This is a genomic window from Occallatibacter savannae (assembly GCF_003131205.1).
GTDB classification, from domain to species: domain Bacteria; phylum Acidobacteriota; class Terriglobia; order Terriglobales; family Acidobacteriaceae; genus Telmatobacter; species Telmatobacter savannae.
The window spans coordinates 1478807-1498985 of the sequence record NZ_QFFY01000001.1 but is presented as its reverse complement, the minus strand read 5'-3'; the positions used below and the strand labels follow the sequence as shown (position 1 = coordinate 1498985).

At 54.5% G+C, this 20179-nt stretch carries 20 protein-coding genes and 1 tRNA gene; 9 read left to right on the top strand and 12 right to left on the bottom strand.

The features are described 5' to 3' along the window. The first annotated feature begins 312 nt into the window (after positions 1–312). Complete coding sequence (locus DHV10_RS26950; RefSeq protein ID WP_162601261.1) at positions 313–687, top strand: hypothetical protein; 375 nt, start codon at positions 313–315, stop codon at positions 685–687. Then, on the top strand, positions 680–1018 hold the full coding sequence (locus DHV10_RS28175; protein ID WP_420818736.1) for an HGGxSTG domain-containing protein: 339 nt from the start codon (positions 680–682) through the stop codon (positions 1016–1018). The genes DHV10_RS26950 and DHV10_RS28175 overlap by 8 nt, the downstream gene beginning before the upstream one ends. A gap of 17 nt (positions 1019–1035) precedes the next feature. On the opposite strand, the gene DHV10_RS06605 is transcribed toward DHV10_RS28175, so the two are convergent. Beyond that, positions 1036–1314 (bottom strand): hypothetical protein, encoded by a 279-nt coding sequence (locus DHV10_RS06605; RefSeq protein ID WP_162601260.1) that lies wholly within the window; start codon positions 1312–1314, stop codon positions 1036–1038. Positions 1315–2043: 729 nt separating this feature from the next. Further along, positions 2044–3045: a YncE family protein gene (locus DHV10_RS06595; protein ID WP_162601259.1), complete on the bottom strand. Its 1002-nt coding sequence runs from the start codon at positions 3043–3045 to the stop codon at positions 2044–2046. Between the two features lie 874 nt (positions 3046–3919). Between DHV10_RS06595 and DHV10_RS06590 the strand changes: the two genes are divergently transcribed. Continuing rightward, positions 3920–5851 carry a PP2C family protein-serine/threonine phosphatase gene (locus DHV10_RS06590; RefSeq protein ID WP_162601258.1) on the top strand — a complete coding sequence of 644 codons (1932 nt, stop codon included), beginning with the start codon at positions 3920–3922 and terminating at the stop codon, positions 5849–5851. 759 nt (positions 5852–6610) lie between these two features. Here DHV10_RS06590 and DHV10_RS27945 read toward each other — a convergent pair. Continuing rightward, positions 6611–6742 carry a hypothetical protein gene (locus DHV10_RS27945; protein WP_275425892.1) on the bottom strand — a complete coding sequence of 44 codons (132 nt, stop codon included), beginning with the start codon at positions 6740–6742 and terminating at the stop codon, positions 6611–6613. Between the two features lie 293 nt (positions 6743–7035). Beyond that, the gene (locus tag DHV10_RS06580; protein WP_109485452.1) at positions 7036–7188 is read right to left on the bottom strand and encodes a lmo0937 family membrane protein; all 153 of its coding nucleotides are present in this window, start codon (positions 7186–7188) and stop codon (positions 7036–7038) included. A gap of 184 nt (positions 7189–7372) precedes the next feature. Between DHV10_RS06580 and DHV10_RS06575 the strand changes: the two genes are divergently transcribed. Further along, positions 7373–7864, top strand: a complete 492-nt coding sequence (locus tag DHV10_RS06575) for a response regulator transcription factor (protein WP_109485451.1) — start codon at positions 7373–7375, stop codon at positions 7862–7864. A 977-nt stretch (positions 7865–8841) separates the two neighbouring features. Here DHV10_RS06575 and DHV10_RS28170 read toward each other — a convergent pair. From DHV10_RS28170 to DHV10_RS26945, 3 genes are all read right to left on the bottom strand, one after another. After that, positions 8842–9195, bottom strand: a complete 354-nt coding sequence (locus tag DHV10_RS28170; protein WP_162601257.1) for a PAS domain-containing protein — start codon at positions 9193–9195, stop codon at positions 8842–8844. A 139-nt stretch (positions 9196–9334) separates the two neighbouring features. Then, positions 9335–9538 carry a hypothetical protein gene (locus DHV10_RS06560; protein ID WP_109485448.1) on the bottom strand — a complete coding sequence of 68 codons (204 nt, stop codon included), beginning with the start codon at positions 9536–9538 and terminating at the stop codon, positions 9335–9337. Positions 9539–10218: 680 nt separating this feature from the next. Next, a complete protein-coding gene (locus DHV10_RS26945; RefSeq protein ID WP_162601256.1) occupies positions 10219–10536 on the bottom strand; it encodes a hypothetical protein in 318 nt (105 codons plus the stop codon). Between DHV10_RS26945 and DHV10_RS06545 the strand changes: the two genes are divergently transcribed. Continuing rightward, positions 10535–10804, top strand: a complete 270-nt coding sequence (locus DHV10_RS06545) for a response regulator (RefSeq protein ID WP_109485445.1) — start codon at positions 10535–10537, stop codon at positions 10802–10804. The two genes, DHV10_RS26945 and DHV10_RS06545, sit on opposite strands and share 2 nt — an antisense overlap. 161 nt (positions 10805–10965) lie before the next feature. Here DHV10_RS06545 and DHV10_RS06540 read toward each other — a convergent pair whose 3' ends face one another. The 3 genes from DHV10_RS06540 to DHV10_RS06525 form a co-directional block, all read right to left on the bottom strand. After that, positions 10966–11193: a hypothetical protein gene (locus DHV10_RS06540; protein ID WP_109485444.1), complete on the bottom strand. Its 228-nt coding sequence runs from the start codon at positions 11191–11193 to the stop codon at positions 10966–10968. Positions 11194–13008: 1815 nt separating this feature from the next. Next, entirely contained in the window at positions 13009–14811 is a 1803-nt protein-coding gene (locus DHV10_RS06530; RefSeq protein WP_109485442.1) for a KGGVGR-motif variant AAA ATPase, read from the bottom strand. Next, entirely contained in the window at positions 14812–15468 is a 657-nt protein-coding gene (locus DHV10_RS06525; protein WP_162601255.1) for a transcriptional regulator, read from the bottom strand. A 1060-nt stretch (positions 15469–16528) separates the two neighbouring features. Between DHV10_RS06525 and DHV10_RS26940 the strand changes: the two genes are divergently transcribed. Further along, positions 16529–16593, top strand: a tRNA-OTHER gene (locus tag DHV10_RS26940). 459 nt (positions 16594–17052) lie between these two features. On the opposite strand, the gene DHV10_RS06515 is transcribed toward DHV10_RS26940, so the two are convergent. Beyond that, on the bottom strand, positions 17053–17634 hold the full coding sequence (locus DHV10_RS06515; RefSeq protein ID WP_109485439.1) for a TraB/TrbI/VirB10 family type IV secretion system protein: 582 nt from the start codon (positions 17632–17634) through the stop codon (positions 17053–17055). Between the two features lie 138 nt (positions 17635–17772). On the opposite strand from DHV10_RS06515, the gene DHV10_RS06510 reads away from it, so the two are divergent. From DHV10_RS06510 to DHV10_RS06500, 3 genes are read left to right on the top strand one after another with little or no spacing between them, the layout of a single operon-like run. Further along, positions 17773–18141 (top strand): VOC family protein, encoded by a 369-nt coding sequence (locus DHV10_RS06510; protein ID WP_109485438.1) that lies wholly within the window; start codon positions 17773–17775, stop codon positions 18139–18141. Positions 18142–18198: 57 nt separating this feature from the next. Continuing rightward, positions 18199–18723 carry a superoxide dismutase family protein gene (locus DHV10_RS06505; protein WP_109485437.1) on the top strand — a complete coding sequence of 175 codons (525 nt, stop codon included), beginning with the start codon at positions 18199–18201 and terminating at the stop codon, positions 18721–18723. A gap of 36 nt (positions 18724–18759) precedes the next feature. Continuing rightward, positions 18760–19188 carry a DUF6924 domain-containing protein gene (locus tag DHV10_RS06500; RefSeq protein ID WP_109485436.1) on the top strand — a complete coding sequence of 143 codons (429 nt, stop codon included), beginning with the start codon at positions 18760–18762 and terminating at the stop codon, positions 19186–19188. Between the two features lie 29 nt (positions 19189–19217). Here the strand turns inward: DHV10_RS06500 and DHV10_RS06495 are convergent, their stop codons facing one another. Next, positions 19218–20135: a dienelactone hydrolase family protein gene (locus DHV10_RS06495; protein ID WP_109485435.1), complete on the bottom strand. Its 918-nt coding sequence runs from the start codon at positions 20133–20135 to the stop codon at positions 19218–19220. Between the last annotated feature and the right edge of the window lie 44 nt (positions 20136–20179).

The window sequence follows — 20179 nt, the reverse complement described above, 5'->3', positions numbered from 1 at the left end:
TTTGCCTTCGTATCGAAACGTCAATTGTCCTAAAATGCTAGTAGGACTCCGATGACGAGATCGAAACTAAAAGAGGAGCGGAAAGTCTGCACGAGTGAGCCGTCTGCGGAGGACAAGAAATCAGCTTTGAGCCCACGTGATACTTCGGCTTCGTCCGCCTCTCCCAGATACTTTCTGAACGATCAGGGTGAGCTGGCGATAAACGTTGCTGGGGCGCGAAGGGTTGAGAAGGTGTTCCTAGGTTCAAATAGGCAGTCTGAGTCCACGACGTACGAAAACACGTCGTTAGACAACATTCGGCATGCTCAACTCGTGCGGTCCTTGCCGCACACACGCGGCAAAGGCGAGACTCCAGAGGCACTGAATCTCGCGTTGGATGGGGTGGAAGCTCTCTCTCCGCGTGATGGGATGGAAGTAATGCTGTGTTCGCAACTGGTTGCGCTGCACAGTCAGAGTATGGAGTTCATGCGAAGAGGAATGTTGGACGACCAGACTACAGACGGAGTGGATCGTAACGTCAATCGGGCCACGAAGCTCCTAAGGGCGTTTGCGATGATTTCTGAATGCCTCAGAACGTACCGGGGAGGCGGACAGCAAAAGATGACCGTGGAACACGTCACCGTCCAAGCTGGCGGACAGGCGATTGTGGGAACCGTGAGCAAGGGTACGGGGGTGGGGAATGCCTGAAAAAACAGCAGATGAACCCCATGCAAAGCGACGAGGCTGGCTCAGGAACTTAAACCCTCCCGGAGATTTCAGCACTGCGCCTAGATGCGGTGCACGCACTCGCAGGGGCGCTCCGTGCGGCTCTCCAGCCGTCCGAGGTAAGAAGCGATGCCGAATGCACGGAGGGCGCTCCACGGGGCCACGGACAGCGGCGGGGCTTGCCAGAATCAAGCAGGCGCATTGGAAACATGGACGATTCTCGGCAGAGGCGCGGGAAGAGGCTGCTCACTTCCGGGAGTTGTTGCGTGAGTGCAAAGAAATTGAGCGGCTTCTGGTCCGCGAACTCCGATGATTTCGAGTGGGGATGGTCTAGGGCCTGACATCCTCATCGTTTGCTTGATACCAGGGCTCCTTCTTCTGAGGGAACATCACTTCATATTTCGTGATGAGCAAAGCGAAAACCCGGTGCGCCATGCTGGTCGCAAATTGGATCTCGTCATCCATTTCTTGATGAGCGAGAGAAGGATCGAGGTTTGGCTTCCACTTCGCCGTTCGTATGGCGAGGATGAGGCAAGAAGCGATCAGCAGTGATGGCCCCATCTTCGGCCAGTCAGGGCGATCATGGCGGCCTCCGACATCCAAACCCATGCAAGGGATTATAGGCAAAGAAAAGGCGAAGATTTACACATGTCGACATTGGTGTTTCACGGCTGAGAATAGCCAGGCAGCTAACCTGATAAAGGGCCAAAAAGCACCCTTTTGCGGCCTTGTCTTCATCGCACATAATATGTTGAGTTCGGAAGTTGAGATAATCCTGCAGGAGATTCGACTGACTCAGGCTGCGCTCAGGCAATCCAGGCATTCAGACCAGTCCATCAGGTCGCTACTGGATGCCACAGAACGAAAAGTCAACGACTCGCTGAAGCGCACACGAGAATCGGACAGGATCATGGAAGAACTACATGCGGGGGGGACTGTCAGAGTCGTAGTTGAATCTCTCTAGTCCCTAACGCCCGACGTGCATTGGGATTGCATGGGAGTGTGTACCCCAATTACTTTAGCTCACGCCTCCTTGTTGCGGCTTCTGACATTTGCCGGTTATTGCTCTGGCGCTGAGAGTTGATTCAGATTGGAGGCTGCCCCACTATGATTGCCGACATCGGGCAGCCCTCAGTGACAATCCGTGTAGGTGGTGTCCCCGATGTTCCGTGCTGTGCAGTTCGTCTGGATGCGGTTGGCGTTCGGTCGAAGGGCTGGACCGGTGGCCACAGAGGTTGTGGATGAATCTTTCGAGCACCAGGACCGGCAGGAATGAACATTAACCTCATCAAAGCGACATGGTTTAGGGCACCCGCCCGTCTGCCTTCAGCGTAGTGGCTAAAGCTTCGACACCGTCCCATCGCTAGCGTTGGTCACCCACATGTTCACCCCGTCGAAGCCGACGCGACCGCCATACTGAGTATTTCCAGTGGTGAACTTGCCGACCGCGCTCCCATCGTGTGCGCGAAGTTTGCTGACGGTCGCTTCGCCGCTGTTAACAACCCAAATGTTCCCTCCGTCAAACGCCACGCCAAACGGAGTACTGCCAACTGGAAACGTACCTACCAGGCTGCCATCACTAGTCTGCAGTTCAGTTATGTTGTTGCTCCCAGAATTTGACACCCAAACGTGTGCCCCGTCGAATGCAATCCCCTGGGGTCCAGCTCCCACCGGATAGGTCCCCAAAACCGCACCATCACTGGCCCGCAATTCGGTGACGTTGTTGCCGTCGCGATTTGCGACCCACACATTTGCACCATCGAAGGCCTCGTCAACTGGGAAAGGACCGACTGGAAAAGTCCCAACGTTCGTTCCATCGCTCGCACGTAGCTTTGTCACACAATTGCACTGCTGTCCAGCGATCCATAGGTAAGTGCCGTCGAAAACTATCCCTGCCGGATTCCCGGCGACGGCGTATGTTCCCAAAACTGTGCCGTCGCTCGCCTGCAGTTCGGTGACGTTCTGGCTTCCTGCATTGCTGACCCATACGTGCACTCCGTCGTATGCGGCACCCCACGGATTGGTCCCCACGTCAAATGTGCCCAACTTAGCCCCGTCGTTCGCTCGAAGTTTCGTAATTGAGTTACTGTTCAAGTTGGTGACCCAAATGTTTTCACCATCGAAAGCTGCGCTGTACGGAAAAGCACCCACGGAAAACGTTACACCGGCCTGATTGGCCTCATAGTTGCGAAAAAGAGCGATTGCGGTGGTGTTCGTTCCTGGCCGCCCTTGTGCCCCGACCGGACCTGCGGGTCCCTGGACTCCCTGCGGACCCTGAGGTCCCTGAGGTCCCGGCAGCCCCTGTGTGCCTTGAGGTCCTGTTGCTCCTGGCTGCCCCATGGGGCCCTGCGGTCCGATCGCGCCATTCACAATGACCCCTGGCGCAGATTGCCCTTTGCTGTTCGTGATACTGATTCCGTAAGAGGCTGCGACAAGCCCAGAGGGCAGATTTGCAACAGCCGAGGTGTTCGTTGATGACAGAACAAGAAGATCTTGCCCCAACATAGCGATTGTCGGAGCTGCGCTCTGAGGCTTAAAGCCTTGACCGGTGATAGTTACTTGGTTGGGAGTTTTTGAGTAGTCGATTTTGGAACTGGAAAAGATCACTTGAGCCATAACACTGGAAGCGGCAAAGACGATTAGAAGCAGTACACAAACACGAACGCGCATGGGAACCCTCATACCCGTAATTTGGGAAACAAAGATGGTTGCCGATGGGCGAAAGACGGAGGCGGGAGCTCGCCCACCGTTCAAGGCATTCAGGAGTTAAATGCCGGTCCTTACCACGACAGATTCTTGACTGCTGCACACCAACAAGTGTTGCTCAGTTTACCCACATCGATCTGCATGTGCAATGGGATTTTTCTACGAACTAGTTCCCACTCCCCTGCAAGATCGAAGCCAGGGATGCCATTAGGAAACAGGGCGGCCTGACCCCCTTGAGAAGGGCACGAAAGATGCAGAGCAAAACACCAGTCCTGAGCGTATCAGCGCTTACTGATGGGACGGTTCTGCCCTACCAGCTAGTTCTCTGACCGCGAGAACGGCCCCTTAGTACCCGACCTGGAGTTAACCAATGCGCAAGAATCAAATGGGAGTCTCGTCTCTTCAGTGTTAGCTTGAAGCAATCCCCAGGAGGCGAGAGATTTTGCTGGTTGCAGGATCATGTCCGTTTCGATTCCGGGCTTTCCGATTGTTGTTGTGCTTAGTATGCTTGACCCCCGCGTGCATCAGGGTCTCAGGGCAGCAGACTAGCGTCTTCGACGCAACTAACCTCCAAGTTTCTACTGAGCTCGCTCATGGATGGTTAGTTGAATCGGGAGATGACCCTGCCTTTGCTCACCCAGATTTCGATGATTCCCAATGGCAGCTCTTTGATGCTTCGAGCGATTCTCTGTCCAAATTCTTTCCCAATACCCGTCCTGACATTGTTTGGTATCGCCTTCATTTGAAAGTTGCTCAAGATCAAGCCGCACTTGCCCTGTTGGAGAACAACATTTCGAGCGCTTTTGAAATCTACTCCAACGGCGTGAAGCTCCTTAGCGTCGGCAGAATCGTTCCGTTCGTGCCTTACGACCCGAGTTCATTTTTCATTCTGCCCATTCCAAAGAATCAGTTTGCTTCGGGTTCTCTCGTAATCGCGCTAAGGGTTCACATCTCCAAAAGCGACTGGGCACTTCCCCAACCGGGCTATGCTAGCCAAAACCTGACCGTTGGCCAGGAGAAATCCTTGCGGGAACGGATGTGGCTTCAGATCATTGGGGCGAACCTCCTTTTTGGGCTTGATGCTTCAGCTGCTGTGTGTGTGTGCATAGGTGCATTGCTTCTCTACGCGACGCAGCAAGAGCGGCGCGAGTACCTTTGGCTATTTCTTGCAAACCTAAATGTTCTTCCGCTGATTCCCTTATCCATTTATTCCTTGATGCACACCTTCCCGGTACGCTGGTGGGTGTTTGTCTTCATCGCACGCCTGGCGCTTCCATACTTCTGGGCGAGGATGATCTGTGCATTCGTCGGATATCGAGTGGGATGGAAGATGCAAATTTATCTCATCGTCACTTGCCTCGCGGCATTGTGGGTCGAGATCGAACAGCGTTTCGGCGGTCTCATCTATGCGCAGCTCCTCATAGCCTACGCGCCATTTGTTCTTCTGGCCATGGTTATTCTCCCTTGGATTTTGATCAAATCCGCACGGGGGACCAGACGGCTTGAAGGGCTGCTAATTGTCCCGGTCATGTTGTTTGGCTTCTCTTCAGTCGCATATTGGCTTGACGCCGCGGCCTCCCAATTTACTTTCCTAGGTGGTGTAAATCGAATCATTTCCTCTATAGCGGTGATGGTTGCTGGTCCCTTCACAATTGACACAGGACAGTTGGCGGAACTTCTTTCTTCTGTTACCCTCGCGTTGATCATTCTCATTCGATCCAATCGAGTTAGCCGTCAGCAAACACTTCTTGAAGAACAGATCGCCGCAGCTCGCGAGGTTCAGACGGTGATCTTGCCCGGGCAGATCGAGAACCTTTCCGGTTTCGCGATCGAGAGCGTCTATGAGCCCGCTCAAAGGGTAGGTGGTGATTTCTTCCAAATCTTGCCAGCATCGGAAAATGGTCTATTGGTCGTGATAGGCGATGTGGCAGGGAAGGGATTGCCTGCCGCGATGCTCGTCTCTTTCCTGGTCGGAACGATACGCACCGCAGCCGAAAACTCCCACACACCGGGATTGCTTCTTAGCAGATTGAACGAGCATCTCTGTGGTCGAACTCGCGGCGGCTTCTCGACAGCCTTGGCTGTCCATATCGATGTCGATGGCCAGGTGAGCGCGGCCAATGCTGGCCACCTAGCCCCGTATCTGGACGGCGCGGAAGTTGAGCTTCCCGGCGCACTACCACTTGGGGTTGTTAGTGGCACAAAGTATGAAACAACTCGATTTCACCTGCCTCCTGGCAGCCGTCTGACCTTCTATTCTGACGGCGTAATCGAGGCTGAGAACACGAAAGGTGAGCTTTTCGGATTTGACCGCGCACGCCAGATTTCGACCCAGAGTGCCTTGAGCATCGCTGACAGCGCCCGACAATACGGTCAGCAAGACGACATCACCGTAATCGCTATCACCCGTGAAAGCGTCCAGGGATCTACCCCCGTATAAGGGAGTGTTCAACCTAGGAAAATGCTCTTCGACCCTTGCGTCCGAGTTACGCATGGAGAGTTCATTGCAGCTCGGAGGAGGCACAACGAGAGGCTGCTTATTTCCGGGAATTGCTTGCGGAGAGTAAGGAACTCGAGCGGCTTCTCGCGCAGCAAATGCCCGATTGGTGAGAATAGGGTGAAAACGGAACGACAAGGACTCTCGGTAGGTCGTGCGGGTAGGGCTCTAACTTCGCCTCACACAGACCGCGCCGTGTGATAAAACCCGGCGCGGTCTCGGAAAGACTCAACGAACGATTCTTACACTCGGGTGGATCAAACCAGGAGTTTTAGTGTCTATCCCGGTCGTCATCCGGATGTTCGTGACGCCAATTCCAATATTCCTGTTGTTGGCGGCGTCTCTGTGCAGCAAAAGCACGTCGCTGCTGATAGTGCTTTTCCGCCAAATAGCGGCGGTATGCCTCGTCTTCGCGGGAGTTCCAGACATGATAATCCCTGTGCTGGCGGTCATAGTACCGCTGCTCTCTAGTCTCCTCCCGTCTTTGGTCATCCCTGTCTTGAAAGATGGGCCTGGCGGTGCTCACTATTGGGGCAGCGATTGTCGCTCCTATAAGGAGTGCTCCTAGATACCATTTGATAGGTCGCATGGTTTTTCTTCCTCTACGAGAGGTTTGATTCAGAATTTTGATTTTTGTCTCCCAACCTTTCAAGTCAAAGGATTCAAGAGAATGCCCCTTCGATTCAGGAAGGCTTTCCCTCCTCAATTCGTTTTCGGCATGATCACCAAGATGAGGCCTAGCGCGGCGCAGAATAGACCATCCCAGACGTGGTGGTAAACGATCGCCACCGTCCCCAGAACGAGGAACGCGCAGCCCAAAATGCGTAGGATCATCTGCTATGCCTCTAAACTGAAGATGGCCAACATTGACCGACCAAAACGCACCTTTGCAAGCGGTCACATCAATTCCGGGGGCAGCGATCCCAACCTGGTTGGTTCCAAGTTTTAGATCGAGACTTTCGCTTTCACGAAAGCACTCTATTGCTGAAAGCGTCTCACCATAGAACCCTCGGAGTAAGACCAATTATCTATACGAAAGGAGGGGGAATGAGCTCGGCCAAGACATTAGCAGCATCCTTCGCGATTGCGATCACTCTTGTTGGCAACTCTCCAGCCGGAAAAGCGCTCTAGATCGTTCTTGTTCTTCCACGCAAAAAGTGAAACACGATGGAGATCAACGCGAGTATCAGTAGGATGTGAATCAAGAATCCGGCAGTGTGGAACATAACGAAACCGCCAAGCCATAGGACAGCCAGAACAACTCCGATTATAAGAAACATTTACGCTCCTTCTCGTCCTGTCGTTGGAGCCTCAGATCAGGCTCTGAAAGGTATTTCAGTTTTGAGACTCCTACTCTGGTTAGAGTTGCCTCCGTCAGACATCGGCAAGGAGGCCTATCAGATCGGGGCTCAAGAGGGGTCGAGGATCGGCTTCGCATAGCTGGTCTGAAGGCGGAAGCTACAGATGGAGCATGGATGTCACAGTTCTCACGCAGCTGCGGCGGGGGAAAAGAAGCATCTAAGCTCAGCTAGGGTGCAAGCCGATTCCAACTCGGTGAGGTCAGTCGTTGTCGTTGACGACAGCGAAATCATCGCAGACACGCTTGTGATGGTGCTTTCAGCAGAAGGCTTCCAGGCTGTCGCGGCGTACAGCGCATCCCATGCTCTCAAGCTTCTTCAGGCTGGATCGTTCGACGTGCTTATTACTGACGTAATGATGCCGGGTATGACGGGCATTGAGTTGGCCATCGAGGTTACCAGGAGAGGCCTGGTCAGCGCGGTCCTCCTGATGTCAGGCGTGGCCTCAACGGCGGATCTACTGGAGAACGCTAGGAAGCTTGGCTACACATTCGAGATCCTTGCGAAGCCTATCTACCCGACCGAAGTGATTGAAAGAGTTCATACGCTACTCGCTTTAGGCGACGGCGCCCCAGAAATCCCTGATTCCGCAGCATGAGGCAGCAGAACGTACCTAGGCGAAGCCCTTTGGCAAATCAGATTGACGAGGCATAGCTGCGGTGAAGGAAAGCTGGAAGTGAAAGCGAAGAAAGAACCAAACGAAGATCCGCTCGGCTGCTACTGCTTCAATATTCATTGTGTGGGTGACATCCTCTTCCACCGCGTGCGGTCCAATTACTTCAAAGGAATGCGCCCGGAAAGTATTCAGTCAGCCTGGTGCGTCGAACAGAAACGCGAGCTCACGCGCAAGGAGATTGAGAGACTCTGTAATCGTGAGCACGTGTAATTACGTTGATGCAACAGGTGCAAACCTTTTGACATCCGCCAACGCAATCCCGCTACTCTCTGCGGGACTAGTATTCAGCGCCACAGGTTGCGGCTTCAAGGTCAGCAGTACAACGCCCGTTGGGAAAGGTGAATCGAACTGATAGTACGATACCTTTGCGACCCCTGCCTCCGCAGGGGTATCTTTTTGGCAATCGGGAGTGTTCTAATGGGGCGCCTGAGACGCTCGTCCGCTTGCAGCCACTCCAGATCATTCATCGCAGCCTGATGTGATCTGCCTCACCCTCGCGGACTCCCAGGCGATCTACACAGCTGAAAACACAACTCTGCGCTGAAGGATCTCATCTAGGAATGTAGAGTGCGACTCCGGATTGAGCCCTGGAGGCAGGACCACTGGTTTTGCGGCATCCTCCCTAGCTTGTCGTGCCGGTGGTCCCGTCGCATACCCAGAACACCTCCCGTCCTCATTGGGAGGTGTTCGTGTTTTTGCGCAGAAAAATCCCCGCGCTCTCTGCGAACGCGGGGTGGAGTATCCAAACGCAGGGGGCACTTCCATACCCCTTTGCTGGTCGGGATTGTTAAAACGTCGGAGTCTCGACTTGAGCGTCAACGACTTTTCGTTCATCGAGCGGCCTCCCGGTTATGGAGGCGTTTATAACTAAGTTTGCATGCAGATCAACTCTCTTGGCCTTATTGCTCTTCGCCCTGGAACTCTGAGACAGTGAACGAACCAACGATGCCGATGAATTGGCCTGCGGCATTTCGCATCGGCGTTGCCTGCACATCAGTCCAAAACGGATAGCCATCAACGCGTCGCAGTCTGAAGCGGAAGGGAGCGCGACTCCCGGCTTGCTTCGAAGCGAAAAGAGCTCTTGCCGCGTCCAAGTCTTCTGGAAAAACGTAAAGAAACGAATCTTTACCTAGTACGTCAGATGGGGTCGTTCCTAACATTTCTGCCATGTCTTCATTTACGTAAACGGTCGCACCTTTCGCGTCGATTATCCAAAGGCCATCAGGTTGGGCAGAGGTCGACTCGGATGTCATCTTGCTGATGATAGCGGGAAAGGCGAGAAGGCGAACATTTGCTAAGGTACTGAGTGGCCGAATCCGGCCCACCGGATCAAGACAGTGTGAGCCATCTCGACGCGTCTTTGCTGTTCAAGCTCGAGAACGCACGAGGTCGTTAAAGTTCCGACCTCGACCGTCCCGACTTGGTGTAGCCAGGCCTCTCTGGCTTGTCGTCAACCAACGCGGGAGGCCAAATCATCTGCTGTCCGCAAAGGCGCAGCACTGCTTGTAATGCAAGGCGCGTGAGCACAAAGAGCCCTCCGAACGCGGCCAGCACCGGCAGCGCGACGGCGCCCGCCAATCGATCGCTCTTGCCCACAATCTACTCAGATGCTGGCCATCGCAACTCCGCGCGCGCAATATTGCAATGCCTAAGAGGCCTTTTTGGCCGCTCAGAGCCTGGTGTTTGCCTTTCGAAATTGTTCCCTCAGAGATGTTTTCCCCGGTGCAGCCGTCTCAGCCGTTCCTCCGCTTCGAACCATGCGAGATCATTCACTGCTTGGATGTGATAGAAAGCAAGCCTTGGCTGGCGGCGGTAGATCTTCGCGCGCCTAACGGTCGAGGTCTTCATCAATTGGAGCTCTTTCAGAAGTGCTCTGTGTTCCAGCTCGTACAGGCAAATTCTTGCCTTGAGCTCACTGATTTTGAACTGCCGTTGAAGAGCATCCATAAGCCACACCGTCGCTTGTGTTCGGCTGGGCAAGTAATAGTAGATTGCGCGCGAATCTACCACGCTGCTGTGACGTTCGTCACGTTATTCTCGATAAAGTCAATCGCGCGGCTTTTTCGCCGCGATTTTTATGGATGTTTGCTACGATCATCAGAGAAAGAAGAACAACCAAGGGTTCCGGAGCAGATCAAGGCCTGCTCCGGTTTTTTGCGCGCCAATTTACATCTGATCCTACGGACGCCTCGATGCTCACCGAGCGAGTCCAGGGTGTGAGGTATTCATCTGAGGAAAAGATCGGCCCCCGATCAACCTCGGCCCTGGTCCGGCCGTCATCGCCGTGTATAAATATCGCGGGGGTCACAATGTCGAGCAATGACCTGGCTCATTTCGCGGTAGTGCGCTTCAATTTGAAAACTGATCAGAGAGTGGTTGTAACTGTAGTGCGGAGCCGCTACGAGGCGGAACTGATGGCCATCCGCCTGGAAGAAAAGCTCTCTGAGCTTGATCGTGCTATGGGATGGACTTTCCAAACCGAAGCCACTGATCTGCCGCTCACGGGCGCTGAAGCTTGAGGTACGCGTCGGGTGGAGATGTACAACTCCTTCTGGCGCAAAGGCCATCTCACCAAAAGGAAAGTAGAAGCCCATGACGCGCCCCCGCGCACTCCTGCTCGGAAATGAACCCCAGTCGCTATGCACGCGGAAGATGCTGCTCGATACCCGCTTTCAAGTGAGTGTTTCGGTCCGCACTTCCGAAGCGCTGAAACTAATTGAGGCGCAGCCCGTCGAGCTCATCGTCATCTGGGGCGATTCAGAACGGTGGAAGCAAGTCGCTGAGTTTGCGGCCAACCAGAACCCTGGTCTCAAAACCATCCTTATCACCTCCGACGACGCAGAAAAAACCAATTTGGATTGATGAAGCGATAGCTCCCAAAGATGGGTCCTTCGGATTACTAAAGCTCTGTCTCTCAATGTACGATTTGGCGACGGAGAAAAGAGGGCGCGGCTTTTCGATGAGTGGTCAGCAGAGGTATGTCCGCAAAACCGCCTGAACTCATGGAAGCGCAAAATGAGTATTCAACGCCTCTGGAGGCCGATCTGTTTGACGTGAGCATTCAATTCATGCACGAGCCGTTCCGCCTGATGCGGTGTAGTGCCGGCTTTGAGGATTAAGAGGAAATCTGTTTTGTCATCGAGAATCGTGTTTGTCTTTGGCCCGTTTTCGAGCGTCGTAATAAACGGTTCACCCTCAGCAAACTCCGCAGCGCTAAACCTGACATCTGCAAATTCTGAAAATTTCGTCATGCACGGATTTTAAGGGAGCATATTACCTCGTTCGCCTACGCCCCCGAGCCGACCCCAGACGAGAGGCTGCTACATGCGGCATTCAGTGGGATTAGGAGCAATAAAGCGGCGTATCAAGTAGTGCTGATTTTCGTCTGCTACGCCTCGAAACCATGCTGAGAAAAGAACAAGGCCAAACCAGGGCCATTCTTCGTCCGATGTGGCAAGTGCACCTACCCAATGACTAAAAGTGTGACCGGAAGATTACCGGCTCGCCATTGTCGGAGGATCGGCATGGCGATATCGTTCTCCCATGAATCGGCAGATTCTCATTGCCAAAGCAAGACTCTCTTTGAAACGAGATCGGTTCCAGTCTGCTGGCGATCACCAAGGGGCGGACGACGCACAACGGCAAATTCTTCAGATGGAAGTTCTCGCCGCGTTTCTAGCCAGATCGAGGTCCCGCAAGTGCTCGCATCGTCAGGCCCACTTGCATAAGGATTGAAAGGTCCGTCATGTTCACTTACTCCGCTTCCTGGACATCCAAGATTCTCCGCGCTGCTTGCTGAACGTGGAGCGAGTGACCCTCAGGATTCGGCGATATCGCACATGAAACGCGTCCTGTCGCTCAGGATTGCCGAAGCCGAAACGTACACGTTTGCCAAGATCGAGACCTGAGGCGATGTGCGCCACGAGCGGGATCGATTGCTCATTTTCTCGAAACAAGCTGAGACTTTCTGCCCTTCAATTGGGAGCGTTTCCTAACGCAACATCAACTCTTTAACCTAGCTATGATGAATGCCCGGAAGGCCCGACCAGACTACAGCTTCGGGCATTTCGGTTTCGGACAATCTTTTCGTCGAGTGTAGACTCGCATCGCGCCAGCCTTCTTTGTGCGGTTGGGAATCCGCATCGTCCCATGGAGCCCAAGCTCAGTGGGGGGACTAGCCTTCTAATTACTGAGGTAATCGTTTGAGCGAAGCATCTCTGCCGGTTCTCACGTCATCGAACCGCAACATACGGGAAAACGTCTATGTCTTCAACTGCGCAAAAAGCCATTGATGTCCTGCGTAAAACTGTAAACGACCTTGATCGAACCCACGAATGTGCTGCCAGCGACCCCTCAGTTCTTGCGATCCGCCGGATAATTCTTCTCAGAATTGCCGAACTCGAAGCAGATATCTCGATTGAAGGTCCCCAAGCCTCAGGTCATCGTCCGCACAGGGGGCCTCTGCCAAAAGTGGTCTGAGGGTCGCAGACATTGCTTCGTTCTGCTCGGCAGTGTAGGTGCAACACGAATCCAGGCGCGACGAGGACCGGAGAAAATGCCCGGGGGCTTAACTCGCCTGCTGCCCGAGTTCGTCTATCGGTCTCTTCCAATATTCGAAGCGTTCCCGAGTGCCCTGCTCGCACACGTGCTTATTCTCGGACGCGAAAAGTTCGCACTCTCGGGTTTCCTTTCGCAATAGTCGCAAAGCACTGACGACATATGGAGTCAACGGTTCCATCCGGATTGTAACGGTGGGCAAAGTCATTGGAAGCCATGTTCGTGTCGGAGCCTCCTTTAAATTTTATTCAGACTGTTTTGATGCGAACTCGTAGGAACATCAGCCGATCAGGATGAGAACAGCCAGGGAAACAGGCTAGCTTGCTTGAGAACAGGGCAGAAAACAAGGGCGAGAAGGCGCCCTGTTCTCATCGCAACGTCACTATGGTGGATTCGCAATCTGGAATTGCGCTTCTCACGTCGATCAGTATCTTCCGATACCTGCTTCGAACTTCAAAGGCCTAATTTTTTCCGAAGGGGATCATCGACATTGATTTTCCCCTGCCGGTCTATTCCGAAAACGGCCGTAGAGGCCGGATGCGACGGGAGCGTTTCTGCAAGCTCCGTCGGATTTCGTCTTGATACCGTTCAGGTACGCGTCCACGTAGATGCATATCGAACTCGTCTTCCAATCTCTCGTCCTGAGCAATCTCAGCCAACTCCTGCAATTTCGATACCTCACCAGTACTTGCTGCCGTCTCGATTGCTTCAAACAGAGAAGGCAAGAACGATTCGGAGCCTGCCAATTTCATTAGTTTCACATAGGCTGGTGGATCGTCCGCTTTGACGGCGGCTGCTCGAAAAGACGTGTCTTGCAGAATTTCCCTTGCTTTCGAGACATCGTTGAGGTCCAGGACAGATTTAACCCAAGCTGTATGAAATGACGGAATGTCTACAACGGCCTTGAAGCGATCAATAATTGACATCGCCGCCGTTAAATTCCTCGCGGATCTGAGCAAATCGACGAGAGTCACAATAATACTTGGATGGGGTATCTCTGCTCTTTCGATATAGTCCATCAAGAGACGTGTCGAGCGATCGCGCCTTTCCAAGCCGTACAAACCGGCAATTGTCATTCCTAGGCGCGCATCTTCCATGCCGCTCGATCTCCATATTTCCTCGGCGAACTCGACGTACTGTTTTTGAACCTCAGTAACGCGGGGCTCCGAATATGCGGATCGAACAATATCAACGATCAACGGCTCTGGACCTGAACCTGAGGCTCGAAGCTGCCACATCATGGCTGCTGTCGCTATGATTTTCTCAAGCGGCGCTTTACGGACCTGATAAAGCTTCAGCAACGCCCGGTACGCCTCCTCGTCTGCACAGTATGTAGTCAGGATCTCCAGATCGCTCTGTGCGCCATCTGGGTCATCAAGTAGTCGGCTCACCGCCTTCTGGATTAGCTGACCGACATGCGGACGAACATCCTCGGCAGGGATGATCTTTGAAAAAAGCTTTAGGTAGTCCCGCAAGAGAGCATGCTCGTGTGGGCTCCTCTTACCACCGACTAGCACTTGTTCTTCGAAATCCAGCAATGGTTCTGAATGAAGTGACACAAGCTCAGCTAGGCCGAGGGGTGGGGAACCGGGCCTGATAGGTGCATCGAGATAGGCCCGAGCCTTTTCGAGGGCAAGTCGTTCCGTCGCTTGATCTCTTCGTGCCCTCACTCGCGAAATGATAGGTACGAGTGCAACGTTCAATCCCTCAGTCGCAGCAGTCTGTCTAACCCCGTTCATCATTGCCCGGAGACCTTCCAGGTGCTCCAAACTATCGAGGGCTAAGCAAACTACTATGTCTGGCAGAACAGTGGTTGCTATTCCACCCATGTCTGTGATTCCAGTCCGGGCATCGATAAGGCAAAAATCCGGATTGAACTCTTGCCGAATCCTCTCTCTGAGTTCCAAAAAGAACTGGGTGCCAATGGGCTCTGATCCATAGAAAAGATCGGTCCAATCGATTCTTGAGAGCTTTCTCCAATAGTCGCCTTGAGGAGCAGTGCCAGCTCGCATCACTCTAATTGATCCAGCAGTATTGACGACCGGAATCGCCGCCGCATATGGATTCAGAGATTCCGGGAAGCTTCCTGTATCAATGAACTCAGTGAGAAGATCCACTACTCCGGGACACGGTTCACACTTACTCGTGCCGTCACTTCCGAGTGCGAACTTGTAGTGGAGACCAGGCGCTTCAAGGTCGAAATCGAGCGCGACAACGCTCTTCTCGAGTATCGATAAGTACCGAGCGGTGTTCGCTACGAGCAATGAACGGCCGACGCCGCCTTTGTAAGAGTAGAAGGTGATCGTCCGCATTTACGGCATCTCGATTACTGCGCGCCGCCCGCTTATCGCGTCAGCGATTTGATTTGCGCGCCTAAGGCCTCCCGTTGCGAGAAGGCTAGTGAAGTTGTGAAAGTTTGCATTGTGGGCGTTTTCTCTCACATCACTGACATGCGCGCAACCGGGTTTCTGCCCATCCCCGACAAGACGATAGCGTGCATCTGCGAAGAATATGCAGAGATCAGTCTTTCCCCCAAGTGCCGAGACAAATCGAAAGAAGGTGCTCAATTGGATATCTTCGCGCCGCTCAATTCCAGATACGGTGGCTTGGCTGACCCCTAGCCGGTTCGCAAGTTCTTTTTGCGTTACTTTCCGCTGTTCTCGGAGGCGAGCCATCAGCACGGGGACGGGTGGGGCCGGCTGCTGATCCGTCGAAAGGAGTTCATCAATCCGCCCTCTAGCTTCCTCGACTGAGCCAAACCGCTCGTCAGCAGACTCTCCGAAGGTTTCGAACCCCACTCCTGAAATGCCAAACCCAGTTCTCTGGCTCCACTCAATCGCCAACTTTTTGTCCTTATGGTCAATGTCAAGCAACCAGACCCCTTGGTCGCGAAGTGGTGGCTCAAGGCTCATTTGGGCTTGGGGGTGAGCCCCTTGAATTGCTTGCTGCAAACGCTGAATCGGGTTCATCTGCATTCTTCTCCGATAAGAAATCTGTGATCGTCTTGCCATCAGATCCTGGTTTGTCAATCTCGACGGTGCCGTCGTGGCTTTGAATCTGAATTGCGCCGTTTATTCCAATTACGGTTCTATGGCGTCGATTGCGAAACACGCGCATACGTGCATCCGGAGATTGCCTCTCGTAGTCGTCTGACGGAGGGTACATTCGACCGTCTGTTAAAGACCCCGGGGCGGGGCATCGAGGTATTCCGCTTAGCTCGTCTTCTACCGCAGTTATGATGTGTTCGAGCATGGTACGGGCAGCTACGCCATCTGGTGCCGGAGGCGCGGCATTCAGCTGCCGCAACAACTCTCTCACTCTTTCTGGTTTCGTCGCCGCCAAGCTGCACCATTCCGGACATACCTCGGACCCTCTATAGCTTAAACACTATACATGAGGTCTGAAATTTTCAGCCCGGCTTCCCTAGAGGCCTCACATTACTTACGTAGTATAGCTTTAAAGCTATACTACGTCCAGTCGTGGAATCGCGCGAACTGATGGTTCAGGGGGCGAGACGTGACCGTTGCCTGATCGCTAATCGAAGCGGCCCTGACCAGTGCTCACTTAACCCATCTACGTTAAGTTCTATGTATATAAAATTTTGAATTTAATGGACGTCTCGAATACGTGGTCAATGCCGCGCTGACACGGGGTAAGAATCTCTGTTGTCGGCGGTGCTTCGCCACCCTTCTCTTGTCACAACCTTTGCTGTTCGCCTTTGCAAGTGTGAAAAGAGGTGTCGGGGGCGTCGTCGCATTCTGGGGATTGCTCGGAACACGTGACCCGTTCGTGACCATCCGGCCCAAACAGGCCCTCACCGATCCTCACGAATCAAAAAGAGACAAAGCGCTCAATTCCTTGAAAATGCTAAGTATTTCCAAGGTTTTCAGCGCCAGAAGGTGGACTCAAAATTCGCCGATTCTGGAAGTGATTGTGTTGCCCAATCTGCTGCCCACTAAGTGCCGAATGTGAAGGTTTCTGTCCGATTTACAGAAGCCGATACGTCTATAACTGATTGATCCAATTGGCGACCCCGTTGGAATCTTGCTTTCCTAAACTGCGTGTCGGAAGTTCGAATCTTCCCGGGGTCACCATTCGCCGCACCGATCCCCTGTATGGATTTAATTCGTGGCGCATCCGGGCCTGGGCGCCTGTTGCGCTCTTCCTCGTCTCGCCACATGACTGGAACTCCCTCCATCCTCAGCGGAACTTCGTTTCGGATCGCACCGGCTTGCGGCTAAGAAGCAGATGAGAGAGGCGTCCCCGGAAAATCTCGGGCGGAAGATACGAGCGCCGCTTGTGGCAGAGTGGACAGTCCGCCACGATCCAGGTATCCGGCATCGTCAGTACTGGAGCGGGAATGTTCTCGCCACAGCCTTTGCACCGCACGGTGTAATCGCAAATCTGTGAATGGGGTAGCTGCCACACGTGATCATTGTAGGCGAACAAAAGGCGAAAGTTATCAACAGCTCGCAGAAAGAAGGAGCACAAAGAAGAGGGCGAGCCGTTGGGCTCGCCCTCTTCAGGGGGTGGTCTGGAAAGCGTAGGTTAGGCTACCGGGCTGAGTGTCCCACCCTCAGATCGTGTTGCAGCCGGAAGGTGAGGTTGCTCTCTGCCGGTACGCTGAGCTTCTTGCCGCGGGTAAGCGTCTGCGCGCCTGCACCGGCTGCGCCTCCGGCCAGAGCGCCAATCGCTGCGCCTTTACCTCCGCCGGCAATGGCTCCGATCAGAGCTCCCGCGGCGGCGCCGCCGCCAACGTACTTGCCCGTGCGCGAGTTCTTACCGACACCCTGCTTTTGATCGCCGGCCTGCACGTCAGCGCTCTCAACCGTGTAGCGAACTCCGCGAACGCGGACGGAGCGCAGATCTACCGAGAGAGCGTTGTTTTCGCGAATGGCAGCGAGCGATGCGGGCGATCCGCGCGGGATGAGAACGCGGCCATCTGCACCGAGAACGTCTTTGCTGACGGTGCCCCGGTACATATGAGAGGTGTCAGCATTCTGGACATCGGCATCGATCGGCTCGTCGGTTCGTACGGTAATTTCGGTTCCGCTGGGAATGGCAGAGCGCTGGGCCACGGCGGTTATCGCGGGAGCAGAGAGAGCGAGCAGGAGCACTGCGGAAAGCTTCTTCATAGATACCTCACAGGGACATTCGACACTCTTGTCCTTAAGATGCCGCGGGCCCCGAGACCGGTTTCGGAAGATTCGAGGAACTGAAGGAATCCTGGTTTTCACAGCGATGTAACGTCGGCCGCAGGGTAGACTGGCGCCATGATTCGCCAGATTGTGCCTCTTTTCTTCACCCTGAACATCCCAGCCACGCTCGAGTACTACCGGGAGAAGCTTGGTTTCGATTGCCTCGGAACGTGGCAGGATCCCCCGGTTTACGCGATCATGGCGCGTGATGGGCATGCAATTCACATCCGTTGTGCTGCCCCGCCGTCCGCCAACCCGGACAAGTACGCGGACGAGCTTCTAGATGCATACGTTCATATCGAGAATGCGGACGCGCTTCACGCGGAACTCGCAGGGAAAGGCGTAGAGATGGTGCGGAACCTTGCGGATACTCCCTGGCATACTCGGGAGTTTGTGGTGAAGGACTGTGATGGGAGACTGCTGGCATTCGGAGCGAGCCTCTAGCTCGTGTAAGATGATCAACGCTGAAGAAGGCGACGAACTTTCAAGGGAGGTTTTGCAATGAGATTTGGTTTAGCGATTGCGGCGTGTGCACTGCTGGCTGCGACATTACCGGCGGTTGCGGCAGGCCCGAAGGCGGCTCATGCAGAAATCAAGAATGCCCAGGGCGCGAAGATCGGAACGGCGAGATTTACTTCGACCCCGAACGGCGTCAAGGTGAGTGTGAAGGTGTCGCAGCTGACGCCGGGCGAGCATGGAATTCACATTCACACAGTTGGCAAGTGCGAAGCGCCGGGATTTACAACCGCGGGTGGCCACTTTAATCCCACGGGCGCGCACCACGGGGCAAAGAATTCGCAGGAGCCGCACCCGCACGTTGGCGACCTCGAGAACCTGACGGTTGGGCAAAACGGAAAAGCGAGCGCGACGTTCACGATCAGCGGTGCGACGCTGGCCGATGGACAGAACTCACTTTTCCATGAGGGCGGAACAGCCCTCGTGATTCACGCGAAGGCAGATGACCTCATGTCCGATCCTTCCGGGAATTCCGGGGACCGGATCGCCTGCGGGGTAATCGAACGATAGGGAGCACAAACCTGCGTATGCAGGAGGTCGGAATCGATGGAATTACTGCCGAAAACGGAGAACTCTCCCGTCGTTCGGACCGACTTCGATGATGATTCTGCGTGGACCCGGGTCCGTGAACTGATCCGCCAGCCCATCTCCAATGAATTCGGAGATACCTTTCGTGCATATGTCACGTTCGTCGATGATCCGGCTTTTCGGGACCTGAGCGAACAACAACTGCTGGAAAGGGTTCCTCCGGACTTTGGGCATAGCTTTCTCATGGTCGTTGACCGGGCAGCGATGAGCGAGCCTGAGTTCCCGGTTTTGATCATCGATTTGTACGACGGACGCGGGCGATCGTTTCGAGCCATTCCATCTCAGATTCAGGCGATTGAGAACAATCTCTCCATCGCGAATATGGACTTCGAAGAATTCGCTGACTATGTGGGCGAGGACGGGATTTTTCGAGGACATCCCGTCTGATCCGGACCCGCTTCGAGTGTCAGCCTTTTCTACACGGCTGGGTTGAGATTCTCTTCGTGGCACATCTTAGGATTGGGTGCTGGTACGGGGAGTTGGCCTGTGGCGGAGCCGGAAGCCGATTTCGCCGGCTTCATGTCTTTCAGCAGTTTCAAAAGACGGGCAAGTGCCTGTTCGCGGGCCGTCTTGTTCGCCGGATTGGTGTTGCCGGGATCTTCTCCGGCGCGCATGAAGCCATGCCCTGCGCCGTCGTAGGTGACGGGGTCGTAAGTTTTGCCCGCGGCTTTCATCGCATCTTTGGTGGCGGGGACGGTGGCGCCGACGCGCGCGTCTTCGCCGGCGTAGAAGCCATAAACCGGAGCGGTGATGTTGGACACGTCCGTCGGGCCGGTTCCGTAGAAGACGAATGCGGCGCTCAAGTCTTTGCGGTGGGTGGCAAAGGCGAAGGATTTGGATCCGCCCCAGCAGAAGCCGGCGACTGCGATCTGCCCATTCGCGGCGGGTAGTTTCTTCCCGTAGTCGGCGGCGGCGTCGAGGTCGGCGAGAACTTCAGCGGGATCGAGGGCGGAGACGGCTTTCACGCGCTCGTCCTGTCCTGCAAGTGAATCGGAACCCCCGCCGTTCGTTCCATGGCCGCTGAGCATGTCGGGTGCGATAACAATGTAGCCCTCCGCGGCGAGTTCGTCGGCCATCTCCTTGGCCCAGTCGCTGAGACCGAAGATCTCGTGAATCATGATCACGACGGAAGCTTTGCTTTTGATCTCGGGGTAGACAACGAGCGCCTGAACGGTGCGGTTGTCGACCTTGAGGGGTACGTACTCGCGGTGGCGCGGCGATGCTTCAAGGCGAGCCTTAGCCCAGTCCTGCGCATGAGCGGTGGTGGCGACGACTGCGAACGGAAGCGCGAGCAGAGCTGAGAAGGCGAGCGTGCGGGGAACCTGGAATTTCATGACGAGGAGTGTAGCTGCCACAAACGGCGATGGCAACCAAACGC